The sequence below is a fragment of the Rhodanobacter aciditrophus genome (genome assembly GCF_050026795.1).
Classification (GTDB): domain Bacteria; phylum Pseudomonadota; class Gammaproteobacteria; order Xanthomonadales; family Rhodanobacteraceae; genus Rhodanobacter_A.
This window is the reverse complement of the sequence record NZ_JALBWP010000010.1, coordinates 613,047-626,918: the sequence shown is the minus strand read 5'-3', so window position 1 is coordinate 626,918 and position 13,872 is coordinate 613,047. Positions and strand designations below refer to the sequence as shown.

At 60.0% G+C, this 13,872-nt stretch carries 11 protein-coding genes; 4 read left to right on the top strand and 7 right to left on the bottom strand.

Annotation, left to right across the window (positions count from 1 at the left end; genetic code table 11):
• Nucleotides 1–63 precede the first annotated feature (63 nt).
• From ACQGNW_RS07605 to ACQGNW_RS07575, 7 genes are all read right to left on the bottom strand, one after another.
• The gene (locus ACQGNW_RS07605) at nt 64–942 is read right to left on the bottom strand and encodes a glycosyltransferase family 2 protein (RefSeq protein ID WP_426662531.1); all 879 of its coding nucleotides are present in this window, start codon (nt 940–942) and stop codon (nt 64–66) included.
• Entirely contained in the window at nt 920–1,315 is a 396-nt protein-coding gene (locus ACQGNW_RS07600; RefSeq protein ID WP_426662530.1) for a GtrA family protein, read from the bottom strand. The genes ACQGNW_RS07605 and ACQGNW_RS07600 overlap by 23 nt, the downstream gene beginning before the upstream one ends.
• A gap of 102 nt (nt 1,316–1,417) precedes the next feature.
• Entirely contained in the window at nt 1,418–3,229 is a 1,812-nt protein-coding gene (locus ACQGNW_RS07595; RefSeq protein ID WP_426662529.1) for a hypothetical protein, read from the bottom strand.
• Between the two features lie 168 nt (nt 3,230–3,397).
• Nucleotides 3,398–6,580: a glycosyltransferase gene (locus ACQGNW_RS07590; RefSeq protein ID WP_426662528.1), complete on the bottom strand. Its 3,183-nt coding sequence runs from the start codon at nt 6,578–6,580 to the stop codon at nt 3,398–3,400.
• Nucleotides 6,577–7,983 carry an ABC transporter ATP-binding protein gene (locus ACQGNW_RS07585; RefSeq protein ID WP_426662527.1) on the bottom strand — a complete coding sequence of 469 codons (1,407 nt, stop codon included), beginning with the start codon at nt 7,981–7,983 and terminating at the stop codon, nt 6,577–6,579. Before ACQGNW_RS07585 ends, ACQGNW_RS07590 begins: the two co-directional genes overlap by 4 nt.
• A complete protein-coding gene (locus tag ACQGNW_RS07580) occupies nt 7,973–8,719 on the bottom strand; it encodes an ABC transporter permease (protein ID WP_426662526.1) in 747 nt (248 codons plus the stop codon). Before ACQGNW_RS07580 ends, ACQGNW_RS07585 begins: the two co-directional genes overlap by 11 nt.
• A 298-nt stretch (nt 8,720–9,017) precedes the next feature.
• Nucleotides 9,018–10,184: a trans-sulfuration enzyme family protein gene (locus tag ACQGNW_RS07575; protein WP_426662525.1), complete on the bottom strand. Its 1,167-nt coding sequence runs from the start codon at nt 10,182–10,184 to the stop codon at nt 9,018–9,020.
• 194 nt (nt 10,185–10,378) lie between these two features.
• On the opposite strand from ACQGNW_RS07575, the gene rfbB reads away from it, so the two are divergent.
• Genes rfbB through rfbD form a run of 4 tightly spaced genes read left to right on the top strand, consistent with a single transcriptional unit; the run spans nt 10,379 to nt 13,795 of the window.
• Complete coding sequence (rfbB, locus tag ACQGNW_RS07570) at nt 10,379–11,428, top strand: dTDP-glucose 4,6-dehydratase (protein WP_426662524.1); 1,050 nt, start codon at nt 10,379–10,381, stop codon at nt 11,426–11,428.
• Nucleotides 11,425–12,309: a glucose-1-phosphate thymidylyltransferase RfbA gene (rfbA, locus tag ACQGNW_RS07565; RefSeq protein ID WP_426662523.1), complete on the top strand. Its 885-nt coding sequence runs from the start codon at nt 11,425–11,427 to the stop codon at nt 12,307–12,309. The genes rfbB and rfbA overlap by 4 nt, the downstream gene beginning before the upstream one ends.
• Nucleotides 12,306–12,863 (top strand): dTDP-4-dehydrorhamnose 3,5-epimerase, encoded by a 558-nt coding sequence (gene rfbC, locus ACQGNW_RS07560; RefSeq protein WP_426662522.1) that lies wholly within the window; start codon nt 12,306–12,308, stop codon nt 12,861–12,863. The genes rfbA and rfbC overlap by 4 nt, the downstream gene beginning before the upstream one ends.
• Nucleotides 12,860–13,795, top strand: coding sequence for a dTDP-4-dehydrorhamnose reductase (gene rfbD, locus ACQGNW_RS07555; RefSeq protein ID WP_426662521.1), 936 nt, complete (start codon nt 12,860–12,862; stop codon nt 13,793–13,795). The genes rfbC and rfbD overlap by 4 nt, the downstream gene beginning before the upstream one ends.
• The last annotated feature ends 77 nt before the right edge of the window (nt 13,796–13,872 follow it).

Sequence of the window (13,872 nt, the reverse complement as noted above, 5' to 3'; positions counted from 1 at the left end):
CGTGGCCAGGCTACTGTTCTCACCGGATTCACCACCTGATTGATTACATTTTTCCGACGCAGGTCACATGCGAGCACGCAGAAGCATGTACACAAACCTCCGAACATAAGCCATTGCCGTGGCCTTTGCGTCGCCGTACATCACATCTGTCCATGACAGCAGGTTTTCGTACTCGGAATATAGGGCCGCATGGAACTCTCTGGCTTGCCGCGCCTGCTCTTTCACCAGCTGTACACTCCATTGCCCCGCACTGATCCTGAAACTAGCTAGAACCCGTGGCAAGGCAACCAGATCCCCGTGCAACATGATCCGCGTATAGGTCGCTTGGTCTATCAAGTATGGAAACCGGTTATCCCACCCCCCTTCCTTCAGCAGGATATCTCGCCTGAAAAGCACGCATGCGGGTTCGCCAAAGATATTTGTTCCGGCTCGCACAGCCACTCTTGCGGCAACCCTGCCCGATATCAAACCACTCAAACCGGACAAGCCCCGCCGTTGCAGAATCAATTTGCCGGTCGAATCGACCAGCGAGCGAGGTGAAGCGACTAACACCGCAGATGGGTTGGCATCCAGCGCAGCGACTTGTTCGCTCAGCGCTGTTGGTGCGAGCAGGTCGTCACCACATACGAGCTTTATTAGCTCACCGCGCGCATGCTCTGAAACTCGATTCCAATTCGCTAACGCACCACCTCCGGCAGGTGTCGGCGGGAGGGCCCTTACACGGGGGGCCGTCGCATATGTGCTGATGATTTCACTCGTTCCATCCGTGGAGGAGTGATCTGCAAGGATCAACTCGAAATCACGATAGTCCTGGGCCAGGATCGATTCGATGGTCTGCGCCAGAAACCCAGCATTGTTATAGGCCGGGACTACGACAGAAACCCTGGGGGGCTTGCCGTCGCCCGCCACCGCGTTGCCATTAGCCCCGTCGGAATGAGACATGCTTGTGCCCGAGATAGTTAAAAATCACGATGAAACAGGTCACGCCGATCTGTACCGGGATTGCCGGCCAGCCGAGCACATCAGCTAGCACCGTCAAGGCCACCAGGTTGATGAGCAGGGATGTCAGGTTCGTCCCGGCAAACCTTACGAAATCAAGCCAGAGATGCCCTTTGACACGAAAGACGAACAACCGATAGGCAAAGAATGCGAGGATCAGCGACACGCTCCATGAAATCCCAAGGCACAACGAAGACGGTACACTTCGTCCAAGGAGCAGCACCAATCCTACAAACAACGCCGTGCTGAACAGCGTGTTGATCCCACCGACCAGCAGGAAAAGGAAGCGTTGGTCTGTCAGCAGCTTGCGCAACATGTTTTCACTTTTAAAGTCTCGTGATGACTGCGGAACAGGTGTAAGCACTCGGATGACGTCAGCCCACCTTCCCGCGACAAGGTTATTGACTACGTGGCACAACTAACGCTGTGCCGGCAGGTCGGTAGCGCCTGTCCCACAGGCAAATGCGTAACTGGCCAGGTAGGCCCCCAGACTTCGCGTGTCAGAGGATGCATTCGACATGTTCGCCGGTGTCGTCGTTGCCGACACTGAAAGATCGATGGCCCTTGCCACCTTGGAACTCCCAAGAGAAACCTGTACGTGCTGTCCAGGCACCAAGTTGACCTGCCTCCTGGAAGCGCCGTCCAAGATAGTTAACGTGCGTGCGGAAAAGTCTGCCGGAAGATAAATCCCGACCACGAGGTCGCAGCCGCAATCCGGAACCTGCATGCTGGCATCCTTGCCCATCCACGTGCCATGCGCTTCCTGCGCATACCAGCCACTCATGAATTGCACACCACTAGCTTCGCATTCGCTCACGGGTCGATTTGAAAACAGCGCGAAATGGTGTTCGCGCAAAACCTGATCCCCCAATCGGGCATTATCAAGCGGGGACTGCAACAGATTGGCAGCCGCCAGATCAGGCACCCCGGCTCTCAGAGCATCGTTCATAGCCTTGAATACCTGAGCCCGATACGGCGCGATGATCCATTCCTGCTTGTAGTCAAGCCTTTGTCCTTCGCCGACGACGAGACAGAGCGCCAGGAAGCCTATCATCGAAAAAACGGACTTCTTAGCCTCACCACGGATCAGGCTTTCATACCAAAGCCATATCAGACCCACGCAGAAAAGCATGATGTCCATGTAATAGCGGGAGGCCATGACAGCAGCAGGACCGTCATGACCCCTTGCCACGCTGACCGATACCGCAGTGAAGAAGCCGTAAGCAAGCAGATAGATCGGGAGCAGCGAACCAGTGCCAGAAGTGCTCCGCCAGAACCGTGAGAGCACCAGACCGGCAGCCGCCACGAGCATGCATGCACCGATCAATTCGGGAGCATGCAGGGAGATAACGTAACCCTGCATCGCCTCTTGGTCGATTACGCTTGAACCAAGTGCATAGAGTACGAGATCAGGAACATGGATCAATGCCGAAGATTTTGCGTTGGGGGGAGTCCCCCACATGCTCGCCACCACATACACCAACTGGGCAATCAGCAAGGTAACCAGTGGAATGGATTTGGCAATTTGCTCCCGCAGGCTCTTCTGCTTGAACGACGCGATCATTGCAGCCGCGCTCGCGGCCGCGACAGCCGCCACAAAGGCATAGGACCAGCCCATCCCAATGATCAGAACCACAACAGGCCCGGCCATGGTCAAGCCAAGACTGGCAATCCGCGTGACCCGCCGCCCAGGTGCTGCGCGCAGGTACCAGGCATGGATGGAGAAATAGATCACGAACGACAGGTTTTTAGTCCAGAGCGGCAGCCCCAGATCCAGGGTGAAGAGCTCCCAGCCAGCCCGACCGAAACAGACCGTGGCGATCAGCACCGAAACGGCCGCTTGAAGCACCAGACTAGCAACGGAGTGATTAATATCAGTCCGCTTGGTCGCCGAAACAAAATTGAACAGCAAGACCGCCGTCAGCAATGCTATGGCTATACCCGTCATCCTGTTGGCTAGGAGGACATTCATCGAGAAAAGCTTGATATTCGCGAGCAAGAAAAGCTGGTTGATGAAGCCCTGATGCTGGCCGCCTTTCCCCCAGATTTCGAGGAACGGCATGCGCCCAGAAAGCCATTGCTCCAGCTGATACACCAGCCTCAAAGTGTCCATGAATGGGGCATCTGGATGCGCACGCGTCACATACGCTTGATGAGCTACGGAAAAACAAACCACGATCACCAAGGCAACGAGATATCCGATGGCGTTCTTTCCTTTGACAATCTTCATGCTTCCAGTACCTGCAAGTAGGTTTCCCGGATGGGATCGTGGAGATTCGGGTGACGGCCCAGCCAAGGCCTCCCGAGGTCGACGGTCGATGGCGCGACGCCGTTAGCTAGGTGTAACGGGCGGACATAAACCCGCTGAAAATCATGAAAAACTGAGCCACAAAACGGCTCATCCAAGCTGGTCGCCAATCACGTTATAGACGGCTTCGGTCGAAAATCTTTCCAGAATGAATTTCTGCGAGTGTTCCGATCGACGCAGCCACTCGGTATCGTCATCGAGCAGGCCAAGGACACTCGCCGCGAAGCGCTCCGCGTCCTCCTCGACGTAAACAAACTCTTTCGCATCCGCTAGGCCTTGCAGTCCGGTAGGGGTGGTCACTATCGGCACGCCGCTCCACATTGCTTCCAGAACCTTGCCTTTCATGCCACCGCCAAATCGGAGCGGTACGACGATAACCCTTGCCCGCTTGTAAAGAGATGCGAGCACGTTATCGCTTACAAAGCCTGTAACATGGACTTTGTCTCCGGCAAGGGCCTTGACAGCGTCCGTGGGCTTCGAGCCAGCGAGCGTCACTTCGATATCCGGGCGAGCCTTCCTGACATGCGGAAGCACTTCCTGGACGAACCACTTGGCGGCATCGATGTTCGGCGGATGGCCGAAACCGGCCACAAACAAGATGCCCCTGCGCTCGGCCAAGTTATCACGGACGCCTGCAGGTATCCCGTCATAGGCGTAGAGCGGAATCGTGCGCGCATTTACCGACACACGATTGGTCTCGCCCCATTGTTCTACGAATACCGTTTCATGACTTGACGGATAGTAAATCACATCAGCTTTTTTCCAGAGCTCTTCTTCCATCACTCTGAATCGCTCCAGCTCGTCTTGGGCCTCTGCCGACGGCTGCACCTTAATTTCTTCGCTGAGCCGAAGATGATGGATATCGTGACCATAGTACAACCGCCGAGCCGAGCTCTTGGCCATCACGGCATCGATGAAATTCACGCTGATATGCGGCCGGCTGAAGATGACTGCGTCGATGCTCTGACCGTTCTCTTCAATCCAGCGGTCGAAAGAGCCGACATACTCCCTGCCGTAAAGCACCTCCACCCCTGCGTCCTGCAACGGTTGCGCGTACGCTGCGTCATACCACATGTTCTCCGGCCAGAATTTCACCGAGTAACCGCGTGACACGAGCAGCATCAGTAGCTGGTACATGGCACGCGAACCCGCATCGCAATCCGGCTGCGGAATGTAGTGGTCAATAACGAGCACAACCTTGCGGAGTTGACTACGATCGCGAGCCAGGAACGGCCGGTCCGCATTGGCAAGATTTTCGCGATCAAGCACTTCTCGCCAGCGCTCGCGAAACTTCTTCTGGTTCGCGACCTGGTAGGCCTTGACACCGGCACCGGTGTCGGTGCCATGCGATATTCCCTCGTAATGAACAACGACCGATTTCGGTTCGAACACTACCTGCAAGCCCGCAGCCCGTACTTTGAAAGCAAGGTCCGTATCTTCGAAATATGCCGGGAGGAATAGCTCGTCGAAACCTCCAAAGGATTCGAACAAATCGCGCTCAACCAAAATCGAGGCGCCGGAGACGTAATCCGTCTCGCGCGTATAGTTGTAAATACTGCGCGTCGGATCATCGAGGCGCCCGTAATTCCACGCGCTGGCGTCCTTCCAGACTATGCCCCCCGCCTCCTGCTGCCGGCCATCTGGGTAGACCAATTTAGAACCCACAAGACCGCAGCGTGGCCAATGTTGCATCGTGGTTACAAGCGCGTCGAGCCAACCTTCCGTGACCACGGTATCATTGTTGAGGAAATAGAGATAGCGACCGCGAGCCAGTGAAGCCGCCCGGTTACACGAGCGGATGAAGCCTAGATTCTCCACGTTCACTTCGTAACGCAGCCCGGGAACTGCCGCCAACGCATGGATATCTGTATCCCCCGAAGCATCCTCGACAACAATCACCTCGCACGCATTAGCCGGCAGGTGCTGCATGATCGACCGCAGGCAAGCAACGGTATAGTCCAAACGCCCATAGGCAGGAATAATAATGCTGACGACCGGCCGCTCGGTCGCTGGAATAACAAGGCCTTCGAGTACGCGCTTTGCTTCAGACACGCCTAGAAGTTCGGGCGGCCGAATCACCGTCTGCGCCTCCATAGTCTTGCGGATAAGCCACCTCTTGGCCGCACCCTTGAATGGCCGAAGCAGCCTCGCGCCGGCCAGCCCGCTTCCGTGCAATGATGCAACAACGCCAGCCCAATCCCCACGCAACAGCCGGCCAGCGAAACGCAACGGCCTTGTCATGCGCCATGACCGGGAGCGCTGCAACGCTTGGAGCTGCTCTCTAAGCTGCCATATCTCTTCACGCAGGCCACGAGCTTCTTCTGTAGCCGCCCCTCTTAGCTCAGCCATCTGCCGACGCACATCCAATTGAAGATCAGCATGCGTAGCACGCGCCAAGGCCAACTCCCTATCGACTCCTTGTGCCCATCTGACCGCCTCGTTCTTTTCATTTTCCAATCGACGAATATGCTCGCCGGCGACAGCCAACTCGCCGTCCAGCTTCTTCGCCCAATGAGCCACTTCGCGATGATGGGTGTAAAGATCTTCGGCCTCGGAGAACAATACGGAAGGTTTCAGCCGTTGGAAGACAGCCTCATTCACTGCACCGGCGATTGCGATGAAATAGACCGGGTCGGCCAACGATGCTGCGCGCTCGACGACTTCCGAACCAGTGTCGGTCATTGCTACGAGATAGCGAGCCTCCTCATCGGGCGCAAGGGTAAAGATCGACGAACCTACGGCAAGCCGCTGTCCGAAATAGACGATCCGATCAAAACGTCTCCTCAACGTTTCATCAAATTCGTTGAAATCAAGCTCCTTGACGTGATATTCGTTGTGATGTCCAGCCAACTCGGAATAAACTGTGCGGTTGGGCGAAGACATGACCAGTACGCCATCAGGTCGCAAGACCCGGCGAATCTCGGCAACCATTTCGTCATGCCGATCGTGATGCTCGATGGTCTCAAACGAGATGACGACGTCGATACTGCCATCGGGCAACGGAATCCGTGCCGCATTGCCTTGCATGTAATCAAGGCAAGGAACATCCCTATATGTGGCCCTGGCGTGGCGCACAGCCTCTTCCGAAATATCCACGCCGATAACCTTGCGGGCGGCGCGTGCCAACATGGCGCTGCCGTAACCTTCGCCACATGCGATGTCCAGCACATCTTTTCCGTCGACCAGCGGCGCACACCAAGCGTAGCGATGTAGATGTTCGTGCCTGATCTCACCTGCCTCAGTTGGCACGTACCGCTCACCCGTGAACTTCATGCGTTCGCCCCCGCCCGCTCAATTTCGATGGCCTGCATGGGAATGCCAACCAATCCATGACGCATGGTGCTTTCACTGGCCCTGAAAGCTAGAGCATCGTGAATCCAATGTTGTTGGGTGTGCTCCTGTTGTGTACCGGTAGCCACCGCCACATCGATCGAATAGTCGCCGCTCCGCAATATCGGCATGCGAAAGCGGAAACGAGCCTGTAGCCGTTCGCCGGCCACAGCTTGAATCAGGGCATCCTGATAAGTGATGTAGGTGTTGTCACCGAATAAGCGCTGCCCCAGACGATCTTTGATATAGAACCCGAACACGGGCCCGTCTATCGGCCAGAGCACATCCGCTTCGATCAGCAAGTCAACCAACTCACCGCCACAAGTCAACTGACACAGCTGGCCGTCTTCACCACACAAGCGCACATCCCTGATGCGTAGCGCTCCAGCGCCGAACTCGGAGTTTATCCGGCTTTCGTCGAACTCGAATATCTCGATCAGATTACGTTGTGCTTTGCCATTCAGAATGTCGATCCGTGAATCAACGATGTCGGTTGCCGCTCTTCCCCTACCAATGGCGTCCACCTCAGATCCCTTCGCGGCAGAGACACGCAGCGCGACCTTCTGACCCGTGGAATTTCGATCGTTCGCATGCTGCTCAGCCAGGTACTGCTCAACCACATCCCGCGCAGTCCCGTCCATCACCATGCGCCCGGATTCCAACCACACTGCCCTGTCGCACAGATTGAGCACAGCGCTTGTGTCGTGGCTGACGAAAAGCAGCGTCCCGCGCTGCTGAAAATCGCGCAGGTATCGCATGCACTTTTGTGTGAACCGGACATCTCCTACGCTAAGTGCTTCGTCGATGATCAGTGTCTCGGCATCTACGTGAGCTGCAATCGCGAAAGCCAAGCGCACATACATACCACTGGAATAGGTTTTGACCGGCTGATCAATGAAGCCACCGATGTCGGCAAAATCCACAATCTCTTTGAAGCGCCGGCGCAACTCATCCTCCGCAATGCCATAGAGCAAGCCACTCAGGAAGACGTTTTCCTTGCCCGTGAATTCGGGGTTGAAGCCCGCTCCCAGTTCAAGCAAGGCCGCGATCCGACCGGACACATGCACTGTTCCCTCGGTCGGATGCAGAGTTCCACAGATCATCTGCAACAGCGTGGACTTGCCAGACCCGTTGCGACCGATGATACCAACGGTCTCGCCCCGCCGCACACTGAAGCTCACCTCGCGCAACGCCCAGAATTCCTCGAAATACTTGCGCTCTCCCCGACCCGCAGCCTTCCACAGACGCGGCAACATCATCTGTTTGAGTCGGTCCGTGGGTTGCGCGTAGATCTCATAGCGCTTCCCGAGACCCTGGATACAAATGCTCAGGTCGTCAGAGGACATCGGCGAATCCCTTGCGCGTGCGTTCGAACCACACAAATGCAAGCCATGCGAATAGGCACGAACAGATCGCATAGCCTCCGAGCAGTAGCCATGATGGCTGTTGGCCCCATACCAATACGTCCTGTGACGATTCCACGATCACAGTCAGCGGATTAAGCAGCATCAAATCTTGGTATTGCACAGGGACCATGGTGCGCGGATACATAATCGGAGCCGTAAACATGAGCGCCATTGTCATAATGCCAACCGCCTGCTTCAGGTCGCGCAAGAAGACACCCAGCGATGCAAATAACCACATCGTACCCACGAGAAACGGCACGAAGCATGCTAGTACAATCGGGAACAGCACGACGGTCCCCGGTATGGAACCATCCGCCAGCAGGGAGATGATCAGCAGAACCAGAGTCGACACAGCCAAATGAAACAGCGCGGATCCTAGTGTGCTCCACGGCAAGGTCTCTAGTGGAAAGACGACCTTTTTGACGAAGTTGGTGTTTTCCACAATTAACATCGGCGCGCGATTTGCGCAGTCTGCGAACAATGCGTTGATGTTAAGCCCGGCAAAAAGAATCACCACAAATTCAACATGACCGCCGGTCTGCCCATTCCAACGGGACTTGAAGATGTAACCGAACACGAATCCGTAGATCGCCAGCATCAGCAGAGGGTTGAAGAAGGACCACAGCAAGCCTATGAATGACCCTCGATAACGACCGATCACGTCGCGCTTAGCCATTTGTAATACGAGCGCGAAATGACGGCGTAGCGCCCGATAAGGCGCAGTTGGGTCCGAAAGGTGATAAGCTGAAATCATTTGAATCTGTCACCCCTAAAAAAACATGGAATCAGCCCACCTGAGGCAATACGGGCCTGTGGTTACAGTCCGGCGACACAGAATTGCTTGGAGGCCGTGAGGCCGGAATCTACCGAGGCCTGAGATCCAATCTGTAGATGCAACAATACAGTGTTGCATTGCGGACCAAATAAGCCAGGCATTCCATAGCGCCGCTTGTTACTGATCGTGGGTGTCAAAATTACCCTAGGGCAACCTCCAACTCGCTTCGTAGATCCGCTACGTCCTCGACCCCTACCGACAGACGGATTAATCCATCACTGATCCCCAGCCGCTTGCGGTTGGCCGCAGGCACCGAAGCATGCGTCATGATCGCCGGGTGTTCGATGAGGCTCTCCACACCACCCAGCGACTCGGCCAGCGCGAACAGCTCGCAGCGCTCCAGCATGCGGCGCGCCTTCTTCAGGCCACCCTTGACCTCGATCGTGACGATGCCGCCGAAACCGTGCATCTGGCGCTTCGCCAGCGCGTGCTGCGGATGGCTTTTCAGGCCCGGGTAGATCACCCGTTCGACCGCCGGATGCTTCTGCAGCCAGCCTGCCAGTTCCAGCGCGCTGGCGCAGTGCTGGCGCATGCGCAGGTGCAGGGTCTTCAGCCCGCGCATCGCCAGGAAGGCATCGAACGGACCGGCCACCGCGCCCACCGAGTTCTGCAGGAAGGCCATGCGTTCGGCCAGTCCCTTGCTGCCTGCCGCCACGATGCCGCCGACCATGTCCGAATGGCCATTGATGTACTTGGTGGCCGAGTGCAGCACCAGGTCGGCGCCGAACTCCAGCGGGCGCTGCACCATCGGCGAACAGAAGGTGTTGTCCACCACCATGATCAAGCCATGCTTCTTGGCGAACGCGGCAACCTTGGCCAGGTCGACCAGCTTCAGCGTCGGGTTGGTGGGCGTCTCGGCCCAGATCATCCGGGTGTTCGGCTTCAGCGCCGCCTTCAACGCCGCCGTGTCGTTCAGGTCGACGAAGCTGAAATCCAGCCCCGCCGAGCGCCGGCGCACGCGCTCGAACAGGCGGTAGCTGCCGCCGTAGAGGTCGTCCATCGCGATCACGTGGCTGCCCGAGTCGAGCAGGTCCAGCACGGTGGCTGCCGCCGCGAGGCCGGAGGCAAAGGCAAACCCGGCCACGCCCCCCTCCAGATCCGCCACGCAGCGCTCGTAGGCCATGCGCGTAGGATTCTGCGTGCGCGAATATTCGTAGCCCTTGTGCTTGCCGGGGCTTTCCTGCACGTAGGTGGAGGTGGCGTAGATCGGCGTCATGATCGCGCCGGTCGAGGGATCGGGGTGCTGGCCAGCGTGGATCGCGCGCGTTCCGAGTCCGTGGCTGGCGGCGGGGATTTTCTTGGGCATGGCAGGCAACCGTACTGGGCAGCAGCCCTGGAACAGGCCGCCACGATCGATGGATCGCGCATTGTACCTTCGCGACGCGCGTTTGCCTTAACAATCAGTGGTGCCAAGGCTGCCCGTGGCCTACCCACGTATTTGATGGGCGAATAGGCCATGCGAGAATCGGGTTTTGTCGCCCAACGGATCAACTGCCACCCATGGAAACCCTTCTGGTCACCGGCGGCGCCGGCTTCATCGGCGCGAACTTCGTGCTGCAGGCGGTGGCCGACGGCCTTACCGTGGTGAACCTCGACAAGCTCACCTATGCCGGCAACCTCGACACCCTCGCCTCGCTGGACGGCAACCCCCGCCACGTGTTCGTGCAGGGCGACATCGGCGACCGCGCCCTGGTGGCGAAGCTGCTGGCCGAGTATCGGCCCGACGCGATCGTGAATTTCGCCGCCGAATCGCATGTCGACCGCTCGATCGACGGCCCCGCCGAGTTCGTGCAGACCAACGTGGTGGGCACGCTGGGCCTGCTGGAGTGCGCCCGCGACTACTGGCGCGGCCTCGAAGGCGGCGCGCGCAACGGCTTCCGCTTCCTGCATGTATCCACCGACGAGGTGTACGGCTCGCTGGGCGAGACCGGCAGTTTCAGCGAGACCACGCCGTACGCGCCGAACTCGCCGTATTCCGCCTCGAAGGCCGCTTCCGACCACCTGGTGCGCGCGTTCCACCACACCTACGGTCTGCCCACGCTCACCACCAACTGCTCGAACAACTACGGGCCGTTCCAGTTCCCCGAGAAGCTGATCCCGCTGGTGACCGCCAAGGCGCTGGCCGGCGAGGCGCTGCCGGTGTATGGCGACGGCCTCAACATCCGCGACTGGCTGTTCGTGGGTGACCACTGCGGCGCGATCCGCCGCGTGCTGGAGGCCGGCCGCGTGGGCGAGACCTACAACGTGGGCGGCAACGCCGAGCGCACCAACATCACCGTGGTGAAGACGATCTGCGCCCTGCTGGACCAGCGCCGTCCGCTCGCCGACGGCCGCAAGCGCGAATCGCTGATCACCTACGTGAAGGATCGCCCCGGTCACGACCGCCGCTACGCGATCGACTCCTCCAAGCTGCAGAGCGAACTGGGCTGGAAGCCTTCGCAGACCTTCGAGAGCGGCATCGCCGCCACGGTGGACTGGTACCTCGCGAACCAGCCGTGGGTGCAGCGCGTGCTGGACGGCAGCTACCGCATGGAGAGGCTGGGCGCATGACGACCAAGGGCATCATCCTCGCCGGCGGCTCCGGCACCCGCCTGCACCCGATCACCCGCGCGGTGAGCAAGCAGCTGCTGCCGGTGTACGACAAGCCGATGATCTACTACCCGCTGGCCACGCTGATGCTGGCCGGCATCCGCGAAGTGCTGGTGATCAACACGCCGCACGAACAGGACATGTTCCAGCGCCTGCTGGGCGACGGCTCGCAATGGGGCCTGGACATCCGTTATGCCGTGCAGCCTTCGCCCGACGGTCTGGCGCAGGCGTTCACCATCGGCCGCGACTTCGTCGCCGGCCAGCCCAGCTGCCTGGTGCTGGGCGACAACATCTTCTATGGCCACGGTTTCACCGAGCGCCTCAAGCGCGCCGCCGCGCGCGCGCGCGGCGCCACCGTATTCGGCTACTGGGTGAAGGATCCCGAGCGCTACGGCGTGGCCGAATTCGACGCCGCGGGCAGGGTGGTCGGCCTGGAGGAGAAGCCGGCACAACCGAAGTCGCACTACGCCGTCACAGGCCTGTACTTCTACGACGGCCGGGTGTGCGACTACGCCGCCTCGCTGCAGCCCTCGCCGCGCGGCGAGCTCGAGATCACCGATCTCAACCGCTGCTACCTCGACGATGGTTCCCTGCACCTCGAACAGCTGGGCCGCGGCTTCGCGTGGCTGGACACCGGCACCCACGAGTCGCTGATGGAGGCCGGCAACTACATCGAGACGATCGAGAACCGCCAGGGCCTCAAGGTGTGCTGCCCGGAGGAGATCGCCTACGTCAACGGCTGGATCGGCGCCGAACAGCTGCTTGCGCTGGCCGCGCCGCTGGCCAAGACCGGTTACGGCCAGTACCTGCAGCAGCTGGTCCGGCAGGGGCAGGCGCGATGAAGGTGATCGAGACGCGCCTGCCCGGCGCCGTGGTGATCGAGCCGCAGGTGTTCGGCGATGCCCGCGGCTTCTTCTACGAAAGCTACAACGAGGCCAAGTATCGCGAAGCGGGCATCGATCGCCGCTTCGTGCAGTCCAACGTGTCGCGCTCGGCGCGCGGCGTGCTGCGCGGCCTGCACTACCAGTGGCCGAACCCGCAGGGCAAGCTGGTCAGCGTGCTGGAGGGCGATGTGTATGACGTGGCGGTGGACATCCGCCAGGGCTCGCCCACCTTCGGCCAGTGGGCAGGCGTGATGCTCACTGCCGACAACCATCGCCACTTCTGGATACCTGAGGGCTTCGCGCACGGCTTCTGCGTGGTCTCCGAGTTCGCCACCTTCAGCTACCAGTGCACCGCGCTGTACGACCCCAAGGCCGATGCCGGCATCCGCTGGAACGACGCGGCACTGGGCATCGACTGGCCGGTGGCCGAACCACTGTTGTCGGACAAGGACGGCAAGGCGCCGCTGCTGGCCGAGGTGCCGGCCGAACGCCTGCCGGTGTACGCGGCATGAGGATCCTGCTGCTGGGCGCGAACGGTCAGCTCGGCCGCAACTTCGTCGAGGACGGCGGCCTGGTCGCGCGCGGCGAACTGATAACTGCCAGCCGTGATGGCCAACGCTACGATGGCGCCACCATCGAGACCGCCGACCTCGCCGCACCCGATACCCTGCCTGCCCTGCTAGACCGCCTGCATCCCGACGTGATCATCAACGCCGCCGCCTACACCGCGGTGGATCGCGCCGAACAGGAAGAGTCGCTGGCCACCCGCGTCAACGGCGAGGCGGCGGGCGTGCTGGGCCGCTGGGCCGCTGCGCACGGCGCATTGGTGGTGCACTACTCGACCGACTACGTCTTCGATGGTACGGCTAGCGCCCCCTACCCCGTCGACGCGTCCACCGCACCGCTGGGCGCCTACGGCCGCAGCAAGCTGGCCGGCGAGCTGGCGCTGCGCGACAGCGGCGCGGCGCACTTCATCTTCCGCACCGCCTGGGTCTATGCGCCGCACGGCCACAACTTCCTGCGCACCATGCTGCGCGTGGGCGCCGAGCGCGACGAACTGCGCGTGGTGGCCGACCAGATTGGCGCCCCCACCAGCACCGCGCTGATCGTGGCCGGCACGCTGGCCGCGCTCGATGCGTGGCAGGCCGGCGATGCCACGCGGCGCGGCGCGCTGGAAGGCATCCACCATCTGGTCGCCAGCGGCCACACCAACTGGCACGGCTTCGCCACGGCCATCTTCGACGGCGCGCACGCCCGCGGCCTGCTGCCGCGTCTGCCGCGCGTGGCGGCCATCGCCACGGCGGATTACCCCACGCCGGCCAAACGCCCGGCATGGTCGGTGCTGGACAATACCGGCTTCGCCCAACGCTTCGGCTATGCTTTGCCCGATTGGCAAGACGGCTTGCACGACGTGCTGGACGCGCTGTCGCACCAGCGCACATGACACCTGTAGGGCACCCCCTGTGCGCGAAGGGCTTAATCGCACACAAGGTGCGCCCTACACGCCAAGCCATGACGCCT

Bases quoted from the DNA above. Each gene is read 5' to 3' on its own strand.
- rfbB (WP_426662524.1), top strand. From the start codon at position 10,379: ATGGAAACCCTTCTGGTCACCGGCGGCGCCGGCTTCATCGGCGCGAAC.
- ACQGNW_RS07605 (WP_426662531.1), bottom strand. From the start codon at position 942: ATGTCTCATTCCGACGGGGCTAATGGCAACGCGGTGGCGGGCGACGGC.
- ACQGNW_RS07600 (WP_426662530.1), bottom strand. From the start codon at position 1,315: ATGTTGCGCAAGCTGCTGACAGACCAACGCTTCCTTTTCCTGCTGGTC.
- ACQGNW_RS07580 (WP_426662526.1), bottom strand. From the start codon at position 8,719: ATGGCTAAGCGCGACGTGATCGGTCGTTATCGAGGGTCATTCATAGGC.
- rfbC (WP_426662522.1), top strand. From the start codon at position 12,306: ATGAAGGTGATCGAGACGCGCCTGCCCGGCGCCGTGGTGATCGAGCCG.
- ACQGNW_RS07585 (WP_426662527.1), bottom strand. From the start codon at position 7,983: ATGTCCTCTGACGACCTGAGCATTTGTATCCAGGGTCTCGGGAAGCGC.
- ACQGNW_RS07575 (WP_426662525.1), bottom strand. From the start codon at position 10,184: ATGCCCAAGAAAATCCCCGCCGCCAGCCACGGACTCGGAACGCGCGCG.
- ACQGNW_RS07595 (WP_426662529.1), bottom strand. From the start codon at position 3,229: ATGAAGATTGTCAAAGGAAAGAACGCCATCGGATATCTCGTTGCCTTG.
- rfbA (WP_426662523.1), top strand. From the start codon at position 11,425: ATGACGACCAAGGGCATCATCCTCGCCGGCGGCTCCGGCACCCGCCTG.
- rfbD (WP_426662521.1), top strand. From the start codon at position 12,860: ATGAGGATCCTGCTGCTGGGCGCGAACGGTCAGCTCGGCCGCAACTTC.
- ACQGNW_RS07590 (WP_426662528.1), bottom strand. From the start codon at position 6,580: ATGAAGTTCACGGGTGAGCGGTACGTGCCAACTGAGGCAGGTGAGATC.